Below are 15,781 nucleotides of genomic sequence, written 5' to 3' on the forward strand. Positions count from 1 at the left end.
AGGGCGGCTCCGTGGCGCAGGCGGCGCCCATTTTTGGCCTTCAAAGGGCAGACTTTCATGCTTTACCCTCAAGAATTCGACGTGATCGTGGTCGGTGGCGGCCATGCCGGAACCGAAGCGGCGCTGGCCTCGGCCCGCATGGGCTGCAAAACGCTTTTGCTCAGCCACAACATCGAGACGCTGGGGCAGATGAGCTGTAACCCCAGCATCGGCGGCATTGGCAAGGGCCATTTGGTCAAAGAGGTCGATGCCTTGGGTGGTGCCATGGCCTTGGCCACCGACGAAGGCGGCATCCAGTTCCGCATCCTCAACAGCTCCAAAGGTCCGGCCGTGCGCGCGACCCGCGCCCAGGCCGACCGTTTTTTGTACAAAGCCGCCATCCGACGAATGCTGGAGAACCAGCCCAACCTGTGGCTGTTTCAGCAAGCGGTGGACGACCTGATGGTGGAGGGGGACCGCGTGGTGGGCGCTGTCACGCAGGTGGGCATCCGCTTTCGCTCGCGCACGGTGGTGTTGACTGCTGGCACGTTTTTGGACGGCAAGATCCATGTGGGCTTGCAAAACTACGCGGCGGGTCGTGCGGGCGATCCCCCGGCTGTCAGCCTGTCGGCGCGCCTGAAGGAGCTGAGGCTGCCGCAAGGGCGTCTGAAGACCGGCACGCCGCCGCGCCTGGATGGCCGCACCATCGATTTTTCAAAGTGCTCCGAGCAACCGGGCGATGGTGTGCCTGGCGGCATGAACCCCGAGGGCGGGGTGCCGGTGTTCAGCTTCATGGGCCAAGCCAGCATGCACCCCCAGCAGGTGCCGTGCTGGATCACCCACACCAACGAACGCACGCACGACATCATCCGCTCGGGCTTTGACCGCAGCCCCATGTTCACCGGCAAGATCGAGGGCGTGGGCCCGCGCTATTGCCCGAGCGTGGAAGACAAGATCAACCGCTTTGCTGACAAAGACAGCCACCAGATTTTTCTGGAGCCTGAAGGCCTGACCACCCACGAGTACTACCCCAACGGCATCTCGACCAGCTTGCCGTTCGACATCCAGTACGAGCTGGTGCGCTCGATGAAGGGGCTGGAGAACTGCCACATCCTGCGGCCCGGTTACGCCATCGAATACGACTACTTTGATCCCCGCGCCCTGAAGAACAGCTTCGAGACGCGGCAGATCAATGGCCTGTTCTTTGCGGGGCAGATCAACGGCACAACCGGTTATGAAGAAGCGGCTGCCCAGGGCTTGTTTGCCGGCATCAACGCCGCGCTGCAATGCCGGGGCGAAGCCGCCTGGTTACCTGCCCGCGACCAAGCTTATTTGGGTGTGTTGGTCGATGACCTGGTCACGCAAGGCGTGACCGAGCCTTACCGCATGTTCACCAGCCGGGCCGAGTTCCGCTTGCAGCTGCGCGAAGACAATGCCGACGCGCGCTTGACCGAAGTGGGACGACAAATGGGCTTGGTGGACGACGCCCGTTGGGACGCTTTCAGCCGCAAGCTCGATGCTGTTTCACGTGAAACAGAGCGACTGAAAGCCACCTGGGTGAATCCGCGCAACTTGCCTGCGGCCGAGTCTGAGCGGGTATTGGGCAAAGCCATTGAGCATGAGCACAACCTGTTTGACCTGTTGCGAAGACCCAATGTGACCTATCCAGTCCTCATGACTTTGGATGGTGGCCGCATGGCCAGCGCCGATGTTTCACGTGAAACGCTGGGCGACTTGAGTGCCCCAGTGATCGAGCAGGTGGAAATTGCGGCCAAGTATTCCGGCTACATCGACCGCCAAAAGGGCGAGGTGGAGCGGGCTGCTTTTTACGAACACCTGCGCCTGCCCGAAAGCCTGGACTACCTGCAGGTCTCGGCCTTGTCGATCGAGGCGCGCCAGAAGCTGGCGAAACACCGCCCTGAAACTCTGGGACAAGCTTCGCGCATCTCGGGTATCACACCGGCCAGCGTGTCACTGCTCTTGATTCACCTGAAGAAGGGCGGGTTCAAAGGCTTCATGCAAACCGCAGAGGAAGGCGTGCAGGCATGAGTGTGAATTTGGAGGCGGGCCTGCGTTCCGGCGTGCAGGCTTTGGGCTTGAGCTTGTCTGACGAACAAATCCAGCGCCTGCTGGCCTATGCGGCGCTGATTCAGAAATGGAACAAGGTCTACAACCTGACCGCTTTGCGCGACCCGGCCGACATGCTGACGCACCACCTGTTGGACAGCCTCACGGCCATTGCGCCTTTGTCCCGGCACATCCAAGGTCAGCCGATCCATGTTTTGGATGTGGGTTCAGGCGGTGGTTTGCCCGGCGTGGTGCTGGCCATTTGCATGCCCGAGCTGAATGTGACCTGCGTGGACACCGTGGCCAAGAAAGCCGCCTTTGTGCAGCAAGTGGCCGTGAGCCTGAAGCTGCCCAACTTGCGCGGCTTGCATGCACGGGTCGAATCCCTGACCGATCCTTATCAGATCATTTGCTCCAGGGCCTTTGCGTCCTTGCCTGACTTCGTGACCTGGTCGCGCTCGGCCTTGGCCGAAGGCGGCGTGTGGATGGCCATGAAGGGCAAACACCCGCAGGGCGAAATCGACGCCTTGCCTGACGATGTGAAAGTGTTTCACGTGGAACCTTTGACGGTCCCGGGGCTGGATGTGGAGCGTTGCATGGTGTGGATGCGGCCCAAGATGGTGTGAAAGAGGGTGCGCTTCACGTGAAACACCCCGTTGTGCGTGGATCGTTCTGAGCGCATCACTTACACTCGCCACATTCCCCTGAAAGTGCATCCATGTTTGGTATCTCCGATTACGGCGCATTTGTTGCGGCCATTGTGGTGTTTCTGGCCATTCCCGGCCCTGGCAATCTGGCCCTCATCACCTCCACCAGCAAGGGCGGCGTGGCCGGGGGACTCATGGCCACGTTGGGGGTCATCGCAGGGGACCAGGTGTTGATGTGGATGGCTGTGGCCGGGGTGGCCACGGTGCTGGCGACTTACCCGGCGGCATTTGTGGCTGTGCAGTGGGTGGGTGCTTTGTATTTGGCTTGGTTGGGTTGGATGATGTTGATGGCCAAGCCGGGCGACGCCCCCGTGTTGAACATTCGCCCGCGCCAGTATTTTCAGCAAGCCTTGGCCATCACCTTGCTCAACCCCAAGGCGATTGTTTTTTACATGGCGTTCTTCCCCTTGTTCGTGGACCCACAAACCCATCGGGGATGGATCAGCTTTGCCGTGATGGCCGCAACCATTGCTGTTCTGACATTTCTGTATGGTTTGGGCATGACCTTGCTGACATTCCACCTGGCCTCGCGCATGCGTGCAAACCCCCGCATTGGACGCTGGCTGGAAAAGCTGGCGGGCATTTTTCTCATTGGTTTTGGCCTCAAGTTGGCCATTTCCAAATAAATTGGACGACTCACCACCATGGCCAAAATCATCTGCATTGCCAACCAAAAAGGCGGTGTCGGCAAAACCACCACCACGGTCAATCTCGCTGCAGGCCTGGCCAAAGTCGGGCAGCGGGTGCTGTTGGTGGACTTGGACCCTCAGGGCAATGCGACCATGGGTTCGGGCATCGACAAACGAGAGGTCGAACTCAGCGTTTATGACGTCTTGCTCGAGTCGGCCACAGTCAAAGAGGCGGTGGTCAAGGCCGACAAATGCGGCTACGACATGCTCAGCGCCAACCGTGAATTGGCGGGGGCGGAAGTGGAGCTGGTGCAGCTGGAGCACCGCGACCAGCGCCTGAGAAATGCCTTGGCCGCAGCAGATGCCGATTACGATTTCGTGTTGATCGACTGCCCACCGTCGCTGTCCATGCTCACGCTCAACGGCCTGTGCTCGGCCCATGGCGTGATCGTGCCGATGCAGTGCGAGTACTTCGCGCTGGAGGGGTTGACCGATCTGGTCAACACCATCAAGCAGGTGCATGCCAACCTGAACAAGGACCTGAAAATCATCGGCTTGCTGCGCGTCATGTTTGACCCGCGCATCACCCTGCAGGTGCAGGTCAGCGATCAGCTCAAGGCGCACTTTGGCAACAAGGTGTTTGACACGGTGATTCCGCGCAATGTCCGCCTGGCCGAAGCCCCCAGCTATGGTTTGCCCGGTGTGGTGTTTGACCCGTCGGCCAAGGGCAGTCAGGCTTATGTCGATTTCGCCCGTGAGTTGGTGCAGCGCGCACCATCGCTCTGAATGCCCGCCACAGTCTTGATTTTGCCGGGCTGGCAGGGCAGCGGTCCGGACCATTGGCAAATGCGCTGGGCGCGTTTGCATGCGTACACCGTGGTCGAACAAAACGATTGGCTCAACCCTCTGCGTGGTGACTGGATGGCCCGCTTGGACGAAGCCGTCATCGATGCGCCTGGCCCTGTGGTGCTGGCGGCGCACAGTTTGGGCTGTATTTTGGTGGCGGCTTGGGCTGCGGTGTCGCGGCACACCGACCGCGTGCAAGGGGCTTTGTTGGTGGCACCCGGTGACACCGAAGTACCGCACATGCGGGATCGACTGCCCGGTTGGTCGCCAGTGGTGCGCCAGCGCATGCCTTTCCAAAGTGTTTTGGTGGGCAGCCTGGACGACCCGTATTGTTCGTCAGAACGCGCCCAAGGTATGGCCCAAGACTGGGGTGCCCAGTGGTTAAACCTGGGTCAAGCGGGGCACATCAACGCCGAATCTTCTTTGGGCGATTGGTCGCAAGGCCATGCCCTTTTGCAAACACTCTTGAAGGAATGACCATGGTCACCAAAAAACCCAAAGGTCTTGGCCGAGGACTTGAGGCCCTGTTGGGCCCAACGGTCGAAGATGGACCGGACACCGCGTCTTACGCCGAAAGTGGCTTGCCCACCCAACTCAAGCTCGACCAGATGGTGCCGGGCATGTACCAGCCGCGCACCCGCATGGACGAAGGTGCCCTGTACGAACTGGCCGAGTCGATCAAGGCGCAGGGCATCATGCAGCCGATCCTGGTCCGTCAACTCACCGACGGCCCGAACGCCGGCAAATACGAGATCATTGCGGGTGAACGCCGCTTCAGGGCCTCGCGTTTGGCGGGCTTGGATGCTGTCCCTGTTTTGGTGCGCGATGTGCCCAACGAGGCCGCAGCCGCCATGGCCCTCATCGAGAACATCCAGCGCGAAGACCTCAATCCGCTGGAAGAGGCGCAGGGTTTGCAGCGCTTGATCAAAGAGTTCGGGCTCACCCACGAAGCGGCGGCTCAGGCGGTTGGCCGTTCGCGCAGCGCGGGCAGCAACTTGCTTCGCTTGCTCAATTTGACAGAGCCCGTGCAGGCCATGCTGATGGCGGGAGATCTCGACATGGGCCATGCCCGGGCCCTGTTGTCCCTGGACAGGGCGGCGCAAATTACCGCAGCCAACCAGATCAGCGCGCGCAAGATGTCCGTCAGGGAGGCGGAAAGCCTGGTCAAAAAACTGGGCGCAGAGTTCAATTTGTTGACGCAAAAGCCAAAAAAGGAAAAATCACGGGACATTCGCCGCATTGAAGAGGAGCTCTCAGACCTCTTGACGGCAGAGGTGGAGGTTCGGGTGAAAAAACGTGTCAAGCGCTTGGGTCGGATGGAGGAGTTGGGTGAGTTGAGCATTCAGTTTGGCTCGCTGGACGAGCTCAATGGCTTGATCGACAAGCTGCGGGGATAAGACCTGTGTCAAGGCGGCTGTTTGGATGGCTCAATAACTGGTGGCGGACCTTGTTCTGGCCAGAGGGTTTTTTGCGTCTGGAGTCGCTCACCATCTATTTGATGTTGGTGTGCGTGACCACCTTTTGTGGGTTTTTGTTCACGCCCATACCGGCGGTGGCGCAGGCCAATTTGGTGGTTTCCGCTTTGGCGTTAAGCCTGTTTGCCGTGGTCCGTATCCGGGCGCTTTTTGGCTTTCTGGTGCATGCCGTCACTGCGCTTTGTGTGCTGCTCACGTTGTACACGGCCACACAGACGGGCGGCATCAATTCCACGGCCGTGATTTGGCTCAATGTTCTGTCTGTCCCCGTGTTGTTGTTCTTGGGTCGCCCGGCCTCGATGGTGTGGATGGGCGTCATGCTGCTGTCCATTGCAGGCTTGGCCTGGTTGACCAGGGTCGGCTGGATGAGCAGCCACATCCAGGTGTCCTCATCGGTGGTGACCTGGGCTTTTTTGAACCATATGCTGGCGTTGTTGAACCTGATCCTGGGGGTTCGCATTTATGAACACTTGCACAATGTGCAATTGCGAAAACTCAATCAGCGCAATGAGGAGCTGGAGGCCATGCATCAGGCCTTGATTCGGGCGCAGGCGCACAAGGACGAATTTGTGGCCGCTGTTGGCCATGAGTTGCGCACCCCGATGAATGTGATTTTGGGTTTCAACGGCGTATTGCAGCGAGAGTTGTCTGATTGTCCTGAGCAACTGTTGGTGGTGGGCCACATCCGTCGCTCGACCGAGCATTTGTTGAAGGTGGTCAACGACATCCTGGATTTTTCGCAGTTGCAGGCGGGCAGGTTGCGCCTGAACCCCTCGGACTTTGTCTTGCAATCCCTGCTGGATCAGTTGCAAGAGCGCCATGGCGACAAGGCCACAGCCAAAGGCGTGGCGCTGCATTTTGTGCTGGACGCTGCATTGCCCACGCGGGTGCATGGCGACCGCCATCGACTGCTGCAGACCCTGAACAACCTGGTCGACAACGCCATCAAATTCACAAGCCATGGCAGAGTGACGGTCGGGGTCAAAGCGCAAGGCGACCGCCTGCTTTTTGAGGTGCAGGACGGTGGTCGGGGCATTCCCGTGGAGCTGCAGGCGCACATCTTCCGGCGGTTTGAACACGCCGATGTTCAGACCAACCGCACCTATGGGGGCGCGGGCCTGGGTTTGACGATCTGCGAAAAACTGGTGACCTTGCACGGTGGGCGCATTGGGGTAGACAGCCAGGAGGGGTGCGGGGCACGCTTTTGGTTCGATGTTCCTTTGCAAGCGGCGCAATCCACGGACGCGACCTGCAGCCCTGAAGACGACACCTTGGCGGATGAGCCGCTGCAAATTCTGGTGGTCGACGACAGCAAGGTGAATCTGATGGTGGCGCAGTTGATATTGCAAAAATGCTGGCCGAATGCACACATCACCATGGCCGACAACGGCGCCCAAGCACTCACTTTGATCGATCAACAGTTGTTCGATGTGGCCCTGATTGACATGATCATGCCGGACATGGATGGCCTGCAGGTCACACAGCAAATTCGTCGGCACTTTCCGGCCATTGCAGCCCAAATGCCCATATTGGCCCTCACGGCCAACACCAACCCGGTCGACCGGGAGCGCTGCTTGGCAGCAGGCATGCAAGAGGTGTTGCAAAAGCCCATCGAGATGGGGGTGTTGATGGCCACGGTGGGCCAATATGTGCGTCGCGCACGGGAGGGCAAGCTGTGAATTGGCTGGCCAGCCTGCGCCAGGGCGCGCCCCGCCTGGTGAGCCATTTGCCTGTGCGTTACCAAGACGGCAAGATGCCGTATTTCTTCTTCTTCATGTGCATAACGATCGTGGTGTTGTTGATTTTCGTCGCGATCAGTCCCTACCCGTTTGCCTCCGTGATCTTCGGCTCTTTGGCGGCTTGTTTGCTGCTGCTGCTGTGGTTGGTCAACAAGGGCTTTTCTTTGAACGGGGCCGTTCATGTGGGTACTGGCCTTGGCGCGCTGGTTCTGTTTTATGGGGCTTGGGTCTCCGGGGGGGTTTATTCACCCCGATTGGGGTGGATGTTGATTTTGCCTTTGACCCCTTTTTATGTGATCAACCGCAGGGCGGGGTTTTTCTGGATGTCGGTGGTGCTGGTGTTGCAGGTCGTCATGGCGGTTTCCAACCATTTGGGCTGGATTCAGGCGTTCGAGACGGGCATCAAGCATGTGCCGTCGTCGTATTTGACCTACACCTTTGTGACCTGTGTGTTGATGGTGGTGCCCTTGATTTATGACCACATGTACCGCGAGGCCCTTGAAAAAAGCCGCAATCACCAACTGGAGCTCGAGGCCAAACGAGAGGAGCTGGAGCACACCTCGGCCATGCGGGAGCATTTCATTGCCACTGTAAGCCACGAGCTGCGCACCCCCATGAATGCCATCCTGGGCTTCAACGCCTTGTTGTTGTCCCGCGTGCAAGACAAGCCCGAGGCCCTCAAGGTGCTCAACCACACACGCCAGTCGGCCGACCACCTGATGACGGTGATCAACGACATCCTCGATTACTCGCAATTGCAAACCGGGCAACTGGTCATTCAGCCAGAAACCTTCGAGTTGCGGCCCTTGGCCGAGCGCGCTTTTGAGATGTTCAAGCCACGTGTGGACAGCATGAATTTGAGCTACCGTTTGGTGCAGGATGACAACTTGCCCGTTTGGGTCACCACCGATCGCCACCGCTTGATGCAGGTGTTGGTGAACTTGTTGGGCAATGCGCTCAAGTTCACGCATCAGGGTTCGGTCGTGTTGGGGGTGCACTGGACCGACGCGGGGGTGGAGTTTTCGGTGCAGGACACGGGCATTGGCATTGCCAAAGAGCAGCAAGACCAGATTTTCAGGCGTTTTACGCAAGCCGAAAAAGACACGCAAACCATTTATGGCGGCAATGGTCTGGGTTTGGCAATTTCCCAAAAAGTGGCGCAACTGCTGGGTGGCAACATCGGGTTTGAAAGCGTGGCAGGACAAGGCTCACGCTTTTGGTTGCGTTTGCCCTTGTTGCCAGTGGCAGCGCCCGCCCAGACACTTGAACAGCACCAGCCCCTGCACAGTGCCGGGCGGGCCTGGACTTTTCTGGTGGCCGATGACCACCCGCTGAACCGTTTGTTGCTCAAGCAAGTGCTGCAAAACGCTTGGCCTCTGAGCATCGTGCTGGAGGCTGTGGATGGGCAAAAGACTTTGGAGCTGTTGCGCGAACAGGCGGTTGACATGGTGTTCATGGACATGGTCATGCCCGTCATGGACGGCATTGACGCCACCCTGCTGATTCGTCAGGAGCCTGAGGCGCGCATCCGGCAAGTGCCGGTGCTGGGTTTGACGGCCAATGTCAATCCTGTAGACCTGGGGCGTTTCAAGGCGGCAGGGCTGAGTGACTTGATGCTCAAGCCTTTCGAGCCCGAACAGTTTTGCCGTCGAATTGAGCTGCTGTTGTTGGCGTGAGGTACTGCTGCATGAGCCTTTGGCGTGATGTCTCGGTCTCAACCCTGGTGGCTGGCTTTGTTGCCGTGTTGGTCGGGTTCAGCAGTTCTGTGGCCGTTGTGTTTTCGGCCGCGCAAGCCTTGGGGGCCACCCCTGAACAACTGGTGTCCTGGATGTGGGCCTTGGGCATTGGCATGGGCGTGACCAGTTTGGGTTTGAGCCTGTGGTACCGGCAACCCGTGCTGACGGCCTGGTCAACACCCGGTGCGGCGGTATTGGCCGTGAGCCAAGGCGTGAGCTTGCCGGAGGCCACGGGGGCTTTCTTGGTGTGTGCGTTGCTGATCATGCTGGCAGGCTACAGCGGTTGGTTTGAACGCTTGATGTCTAAAATTCCTTTGGCTTTGGCCAGTGCTTTGTTGGCCGGGGTGTTGGCCCGCTTTGCGCTGGACGCCGTGGGGGCCGTGGCGCATGCGCCGGTGTTGGTGCTGGCCATGACCCTGACCTATCTGCTGGGTCGGCGCTGGTGGCCGCGCTGGTCGGTGCCCGTGGTGTTGTTGGTGGGCATGGGGGTGGCGGCACTGCAAGGCCAGCTGCAGCTGGCCAGTGTGGCCTGGACTTGGGCGGTGCCCGTGTGGGTGAGCCCAGCTTGGAGTGGTGCCGCCATGGTCAGCGTGGCCCTGCCGCTTTTTGTGGTGACCATGGCTTCGCAAAACCTGCCGGGTGTGGCGGCGCAGCGGGCTTCGGGTTATGACACGCCGATCTCTCCCGTGGTGGGGGCGACTGGTTTGGCCAGCTTGGTCTTGGCCCCTTTTGGCGGCTACGCCCTCAATTTGGCCGCGATCACGGCGGCGATCTGCATGGGCAAAGAAGCCCATTCCGACACCAGCCGCCGTTACACCGCTTCGGTTGCGGCGGGCTTGTTGTACATCGCTTTGGGTTTGGCGGGGGGCACCATCGTCAGCCTGATGGCTGCGTTTCCGCAGGCGCTGGTTTTGGCGGTGGCTGGCTTGGCTTTGCTCGGCACCATGGCCTCGGGTTTGGCGGTGGCCGTCAAAGACGAGCAGCACCGTGAGGCTGCGCTGCTCACATTCTTGGTGACGCTCTCGGGGGTGACGCTGATGGGCGTGGGTTCGGCCTTTTGGGGCGTGGTGGTCGGCGGTTTGGCGCAGTGGTTGTGGACACGACGTCAAGCAGCATCACATTGAAAAAATCTTCCCCGGGTTCATGATGTTGTGCGGGTCCAGCGCCCGCTTGATGGTGCGCATCATGTCCACCGCGCCTTCGCCGGTTTCGGTGCGCAAGAAGTCCATCTTGTGCAGGCCAATGCCGTGCTCGCCGGTGCAGGTGCCCCCTAAGCGCAGGGCGCGGCTGACCAATTGTTGGTTGAGCGCTTCGGCGGTTTCGCACTCTTGCGGGTTGTTCGGGTCGATCAAATAGCCAAAGTGGAAGTTGCCATCGCCCACATGGCCGACCAAAAAGTAAGGCAGGCCGCTGGCATCGGTTTCGGTGATGGAGTCGAGCAGGCAATCGGCCAGGCGGCTGATCGGCACGCAGGTGTCGGTGCTGATGGCGCGGCAGCCGGGTTTGCTCTGGATGGCCGCAAAGTAGGCGTTGTGCCGTGCCGTCCACAGGCGGGTGCGCTCTTCGGGGGTGGTGGCCCATTCAAACGAATTGCCGCCAAACTCGCTGGCGATTTCTTGCACCGTCTCGGCTTGTTCTTTCACGCCCGCAGGCGAGCCGTGAAACTCCATCAACAACAGGGGCTCTTCGCGCAGACTCAGTTTGGCATGCGTGTTGACCATGCGCACCGTGTTGTGGTCGATCAGCTCCACCCGGGCGATCGGCACGCCCAGTTGAATGGTCTGGATCACGGTGCGCACCGCGGCTTCGATGCTGGGGAAAGAGCAAATGGCCGCCGAGATGGCTTCGGGCAAGGGATACAGGCGCACGGTGACCTCGGTGATCACGCCCAGCGTGCCTTCGCTGCCCACCATCAGGCGGGTCAGGTCGTAGCCGGCGCTCGATTTTTTGGCGCGCGTGCCGGTGCGGATCACTTCGCCTGCTGCGGTGACCACTTCAAGGGCCAACACATTTTCGCGCATGGTGCCGTAACGCACGGCGTTGGTGCCGCTGGCCCGCGTGGCGCTCATGCCGCCAAGGGTGGCGTCGGCACCCGGATCGATCGGGAAAAACAGGCCGGTGGACTTGATCTCTTCGTTGAGCTGCTTGCGCGTCACGCCCGGCTGCACCGTCACCGTCAGGTCTTCGGCGTTGATGGTCAACACCTTGTTCATGCGCATCAAGTCAATGCTGATGCCGCCTTGCACCGCCAACAAATGGCCTTCGAGCGAAGAGCCCACGCCAAATGGAATCACCGGCACCTTGTGCTCGGCGCACAACTTGACAGCGTCTGCCACATCCTGCGTGTTTTCGGCAAACACCACGGCGGCAGGGGGCGGCACATGGGTGAAGGCCGACTCGTCGCGGCCATGCTGCTCGCGCACCACCAGCGCGGTCGAGCAGTTGCCGCTAAAGCGGGCTTTGAGCGCGGTCAAAAAGGCCTCGGGCACCGCGCGTTGCGTGATTTCGGGGGCCAGGTGGGCGGCAGAGGTTGGGGCGTTCATGGGTGTCTCCTCAAACATTGGCCTCGTTATGGACCAATTGGAAAAGAGATTATGTCGTCAACGGCTTGGTTGCGTACTTCTCACCATGGATTTGAATGCATCCAAGAGCAAGGCAGGATCAGCCCCTTTGTGGTTGGCGCTCAATTGCAAAAGATTCAATTTGGCGCGTGGGTAGTTGGCTTTGGCTGCTTTTTGTAGCAATGACAAGGCTTCTTTGTTGCGGCCAGCGCCATGCCAACTCTCAGCAAGCAAGGTTTGTGCAATCGGGAAACCCTCATCAGCACCCATTTGAAACCAGTGTCTGGCCAAGGTATTGTTGCCGCCTGTTCGTGATACGGCACCTGTTTTTGAGTTCAGGGTTTTGCCGACACCTTGTTCGTAAAGCATCCCCAGTGTGGTCATGGCGATCACATTGCCCGCTTGGGCCAACTGAGTCATTTCAGGAATCTCATCTTCAGTCATATGGCGCACACGCTGCTGAATTTGCCAATCCATTTCACTCCATTGCGCATCGGTCATTCCCATGAACCAAAGTTGCGGCTGCTGGCGGGTCGCCAATCGGTCAGAGCGCTTCTTGCCGGGTGTGCCCCCGCTTTGGCGTGGGCTTGCACTGGCCACCACTTGGGTATCGGGGGGGGGCAAAAAATAATAGTTTTGCGTGATGGACGACTCGTACCAAGGAATTTGATCGTCCCGTGTGGTGTTGCGCACCAGGGTGTTGACCTTTTTGAACACGTCCTCCAGGGTCAGCCCAGACTCCAAAAGTGTGCTGGCCAGGGCCGCGGTGTAAACGCTGTTCGATTCGCGACCATCGGCGGCCAATTGGCCGGGTTGGGTCGAATAGGCCAGCAAAGTGCCGCGAGGCGCTTGCACTTTGGCCAGTCCCATGGGGCCAGTGCTGCGGTAGCGTACAGGCGGCGGCGGTTGAAACGGATTGTCTCGGCACGCATCGAGCACCACGATATTGACCGCCGAGCGTGCTGCGCCCAGCTCATCCAACATGCGTCGCAGAGGATAGGCCCGCTGCTGCACGCTTTGCTCGCTGCTCAGTTGAATGTCCACGGGCATCAAATAGCTGGCTCCCCCAATTTGGACGCCATGACCTGCGTAGAACAACAAAGCCGTTGCACCCGCTGGCAACTCGCGTGCAAAGCGGGCCACCTGTTCGGCCATTTGCTCACGCGTGACATCCAGCGAGGTTTGCACCTCGAAACCCAGACGCGTAAGCGTTTGTGTCATCAACCGTGCATCGTTGGCAGGGTTCTTTAGAGAACGATTGAAGCCTTGGTATTGGCTGTTGCCAATCACCAGCGCGTGTTTGGCTGTTTGATTGCGTTGCACATCGGGGAGAACAGGAGGCTTGACCTCTTGTGCACCCAAATGCCCTGCCAGCAACAAAAGGGCCACGCACAGCAAGCGTTTCATCGCTGACAAGTTCCGGGTGGCTGAACTTGTGAGGCAAACGCTTGCTCAACCCAAGGGTTGTTGCGCAGCAAAGTCAAGGTTTGAGCCATGGGGGTATCTAGCGGTGCACGCAGCCAAACTTCGCCATCTTCGTTGGGGCCATGAACCAGGTTCAATTGCAAGCTTCTGAGCAGTTGCACTTGAGCCGACCAAGGCATGTTCGGTTTGAACACGGCTCGCACGCCTGGCAGATCGTTACAGGGCGGACGCTCGCCCCGGAATTGGGGTGAAGTGGTCAGCATTTCACCCGGCCGCTGCCATAACGATGGTGTGCTGAGTGCCAAGCCCACCCCCAGTACGCCTCCACCCAATACATTCAGCCAAGGCCGCCACCAGGCCGTTGTGGCGCTGCCCGTGGGTGGTCTGTCAATTGGCCTGATGCTTGGCGCATCTGTTGTGGTCCCTTGTTTGTTGCCCCCTTGGAGCTCATCCCGCAAGCGTTGCAGACGCACATCCTCTGGTGTGAGCCATTGCGCGGTTTGGCTCAACGCCATTTGGCGTTGAACTTCATTGACATCACGTAGAAGTTCAGGATGGGCATCAAGACATGCCTGCATCCATTGCGCATCTTGAACTGAAAGTGTGCCGTTGGACCAAAAGGGTAAGTCCTCGGCAAAACGTTGCTCATCTGACGGAGAAAGCTGGGGGGTCATCGCATCTCCTTTTTCTGCCAGCGCAGCATGCAATCGGTCACCTGAAGCCGGGCTTTGTGCAGGCGTGATTTCACAGTCCCTTCGGGACACTTTTGTACCTGCGCAATCTCGGCGGCACTTTTGTCTTCGACAAACGCCATTCGGTAGGCGATTTGTTGCTCCAACGGCAAGGCACTGCTGCAGCGCTTCAGCGCTTGCTCTTGTTGGCGTTTGATCACGATAGACAGAGGATCTGCTTCAGTGTCTGCCTCGTTGTCTGCAGACGGCACTGTCTCTGGCAGCAGTTGTTGGCGGCGGCCTTTTTTGCGCCAAATGTCGTTGACTTTGTTCTTGGCCAGAGAGAACAGCCAGGTGCTGAAACGAGCTTCCTCTAAAAAACCCTGAGGATTTTTAAACACATCGACCAGCACGTCATGGGTGATCTCTTCCGCGTCAGCCGGGTTGTTGTGCAAACGCATGACGCAGCGGTGAAGTTGCGGTGCATAAAACCGGTACAGCTGCTCGAACGCTGCTGGGTCATCTGGCCCGATTCGGTGCAGCAAGTCTTTCAAGACCTCGGAAGGCAAGTCAATCATGGGTGTGGAGGATGGCGCAATGCGGCGATTCTAGGACTTTATGAAAAATAAAGTGAACCAATTCAAGTTGGATGACGACTAAGGAATGTCATCAACAACTTTGGAAGGCATTGACATGAAACACACGAACGTTTTGAATGTTTTGGCTCTGTGGATTGCAGCGGGTGCGAGCCAAGCCCAGGCTCCTGCGACCTGGACATCTCCATTGATGGAGGGGACGTGTGCCAACGGCGCGCCTTACAAACTGCAGTCCTACCGGGTGGAGCATTCTGAAAAACCCGCTGTCGGATACGCCTATGAGGGACCGCTGGGGCAAGGCACGGTCTTGAGCAGCGTGTCTGTGGAGCAAGCCAAACGGCATGTTTGCAAAGAGACGAGTGCTGGCCGTTGGTTGTCCGATGATGGCGACGACCAGTAAAAAATCCAAACCCATCAAAACTTGGTACTAAAATTTGTACCTCAATGAGTTATAAACAATGAATGAACACGGCTGAAATGCCGTGTTCGTGATGATCGCGATGGGTACATTCAAAACAAATTGCTGCTATGCATGTCACCCTGAGGCAATGATTAACGCAAGCGGTCACGAGGCTGACAAACAGTTGTACTCCATGAATGGCGTCAATTTCAAGAACGGCATGAAAAAGCTGATTGAGTGGGCGCGTGGCATGCCGGAGTCCATGAATATCCCAGTGTTAATTTGATCAATAGTAAAAGGAAAAAAATGAGCAAGTCTGTTTCAGAAGAAACTCAAAAAAATCGAGAAAAAATGTTTTTTGGGTGGTTTGGGGCTGTCATGTTATGTATTCCAATCGCTGGCATGCTGTTTGGGATGGTATTTTTGCCAATATTAACTGTACAAATTTTTACGAAATCAAACCAACGGGGAAAAGATTTTACAACTCTGCTGCTTGGTGTTGGCGCATATTTTTTACCGTTAGGCATTTTTATGTTGTTGGCGGCAAAAGACATCATGAACCTATTCGGCTCTGTAGTTCTTCTGGCTCTACAGGTGTTTTTGACGCACTTCTTTTTGACAAAATTCAATCATTTAGGTGACTCTAAATAATCTGATTTTTAAAACTGGAGGATGATTCAAGAAAATCAGCGAGATGTTCGGCGGCTTACCAAGCCGTATTGCCCTTCTTATTTGAATTCGAAAATTAAAAAAGGCGGAGTTTCACATGATTTTTTGCGGGCGTGCTAATGAACTTAGTGATTTGAGTTCACGCTGGAAACTTGCCGGTGATATCAGGCCGGTTATTTGCCGTTTTTCGGCAAGGTGAGGCTTGCTAATGAACGCCCGCAAAAGTCAGCTCAACGACGGGCTGGTGTGATCAGTTGACTCATGAAACAAATGAGGGTAAG

At 58.0% G+C, this 15,781-nt stretch carries 16 protein-coding genes; 12 read left to right on the forward strand and 4 right to left on the reverse strand.

Annotation, left to right across the window (positions count from 1 at the left end; genetic code table 11):
• The first annotated feature begins 57 nt into the window (after positions 1-57).
• From mnmG to HEQ17_RS13625, 9 genes are all read left to right on the forward strand, one after another.
• Entirely contained in the window at positions 58-2,028 is a 1,971-nt protein-coding gene (gene mnmG, locus HEQ17_RS13585; RefSeq protein WP_296293227.1) for a tRNA uridine-5-carboxymethylaminomethyl(34) synthesis enzyme MnmG, read from the forward strand.
• Positions 2,025-2,672, forward strand: coding sequence for a 16S rRNA (guanine(527)-N(7))-methyltransferase RsmG (gene rsmG, locus HEQ17_RS13590; RefSeq protein WP_296293228.1), 648 nt, complete (start codon positions 2,025-2,027; stop codon positions 2,670-2,672). The genes mnmG and rsmG overlap by 4 nt, the downstream gene beginning before the upstream one ends.
• Positions 2,673-2,764: 92 nt before the next feature.
• On the forward strand, positions 2,765-3,379 hold the full coding sequence (locus HEQ17_RS13595) for a LysE family transporter (protein ID WP_296293229.1): 615 nt from the start codon (positions 2,765-2,767) through the stop codon (positions 3,377-3,379).
• Between the two features lie 18 nt (positions 3,380-3,397).
• On the forward strand, positions 3,398-4,168 hold the full coding sequence (locus tag HEQ17_RS13600) for an AAA family ATPase (protein WP_296293230.1): 771 nt from the start codon (positions 3,398-3,400) through the stop codon (positions 4,166-4,168).
• Positions 4,169-4,705 carry an alpha/beta hydrolase gene (locus HEQ17_RS13605; protein WP_296293231.1) on the forward strand — a complete coding sequence of 179 codons (537 nt, stop codon included), beginning with the start codon at positions 4,169-4,171 and terminating at the stop codon, positions 4,703-4,705. It begins immediately after the preceding gene.
• A 2-nt stretch (positions 4,706-4,707) separates the two neighbouring features.
• Positions 4,708-5,625 carry a ParB/RepB/Spo0J family partition protein gene (locus HEQ17_RS13610; protein WP_296293232.1) on the forward strand — a complete coding sequence of 306 codons (918 nt, stop codon included), beginning with the start codon at positions 4,708-4,710 and terminating at the stop codon, positions 5,623-5,625.
• A 50-nt stretch (positions 5,626-5,675) separates the two neighbouring features.
• Complete coding sequence (locus HEQ17_RS13615) at positions 5,676-7,382, forward strand: ATP-binding protein (RefSeq protein ID WP_296293233.1); 1,707 nt, start codon at positions 5,676-5,678, stop codon at positions 7,380-7,382.
• A complete protein-coding gene (locus HEQ17_RS13620; protein ID WP_296293234.1) occupies positions 7,379-9,118 on the forward strand; it encodes an ATP-binding protein in 1,740 nt (579 codons plus the stop codon). The genes HEQ17_RS13615 and HEQ17_RS13620 overlap by 4 nt, the downstream gene beginning before the upstream one ends.
• An 11-nt stretch (positions 9,119-9,129) precedes the next feature.
• On the forward strand, positions 9,130-10,302 hold the full coding sequence (locus tag HEQ17_RS13625) for a benzoate/H(+) symporter BenE family transporter (RefSeq protein WP_296293235.1): 1,173 nt from the start codon (positions 9,130-9,132) through the stop codon (positions 10,300-10,302).
• On the opposite strand, the gene HEQ17_RS13630 is transcribed toward HEQ17_RS13625, so the two are convergent.
• The 4 genes from HEQ17_RS13630 to HEQ17_RS13645 form a co-directional block, all read right to left on the reverse strand.
• Positions 10,294-11,721, reverse strand: a complete 1,428-nt coding sequence (locus tag HEQ17_RS13630) for an FAD-linked oxidase C-terminal domain-containing protein (RefSeq protein WP_296293236.1) — start codon at positions 11,719-11,721, stop codon at positions 10,294-10,296. The genes HEQ17_RS13625 and HEQ17_RS13630 overlap by 9 nt on opposite strands.
• A 57-nt stretch (positions 11,722-11,778) precedes the next feature.
• Positions 11,779-13,146: a caspase family protein gene (locus HEQ17_RS13635; protein WP_296293237.1), complete on the reverse strand. Its 1,368-nt coding sequence runs from the start codon at positions 13,144-13,146 to the stop codon at positions 11,779-11,781.
• Positions 13,143-13,679, reverse strand: a complete 537-nt coding sequence (locus HEQ17_RS13640; protein ID WP_296293238.1) for a hypothetical protein — start codon at positions 13,677-13,679, stop codon at positions 13,143-13,145. Before HEQ17_RS13640 ends, HEQ17_RS13635 begins: the two co-directional genes overlap by 4 nt.
• A gap of 155 nt (positions 13,680-13,834) precedes the next feature.
• Positions 13,835-14,413, reverse strand: a complete 579-nt coding sequence (locus HEQ17_RS13645) for a sigma-70 family RNA polymerase sigma factor (RefSeq protein WP_296293239.1) — start codon at positions 14,411-14,413, stop codon at positions 13,835-13,837.
• Between the two features lie 115 nt (positions 14,414-14,528).
• Here HEQ17_RS13645 and HEQ17_RS13650 point away from each other — a divergent pair, with 115 nt between their 5' ends.
• From HEQ17_RS13650 to HEQ17_RS13660, 3 genes are all read left to right on the forward strand, one after another.
• Positions 14,529-14,831, forward strand: coding sequence for a hypothetical protein (locus tag HEQ17_RS13650; protein ID WP_296293240.1), 303 nt, complete (start codon positions 14,529-14,531; stop codon positions 14,829-14,831).
• Positions 14,832-14,913: 82 nt separating this feature from the next.
• Positions 14,914-15,117: a hypothetical protein gene (locus HEQ17_RS13655; protein ID WP_296293241.1), complete on the forward strand. Its 204-nt coding sequence runs from the start codon at positions 14,914-14,916 to the stop codon at positions 15,115-15,117.
• A 20-nt stretch (positions 15,118-15,137) separates the two neighbouring features.
• Positions 15,138-15,482 (forward strand): hypothetical protein, encoded by a 345-nt coding sequence (locus HEQ17_RS13660; RefSeq protein WP_296293242.1) that lies wholly within the window; start codon positions 15,138-15,140, stop codon positions 15,480-15,482.
• Positions 15,483-15,781 lie beyond the last annotated feature (299 nt).

The sequence above is a fragment of the Limnohabitans sp. genome (assembly GCF_023910625.1).
Classification (GTDB): Bacteria; Pseudomonadota; Gammaproteobacteria; order Burkholderiales; family Burkholderiaceae_C; genus Limnohabitans_A.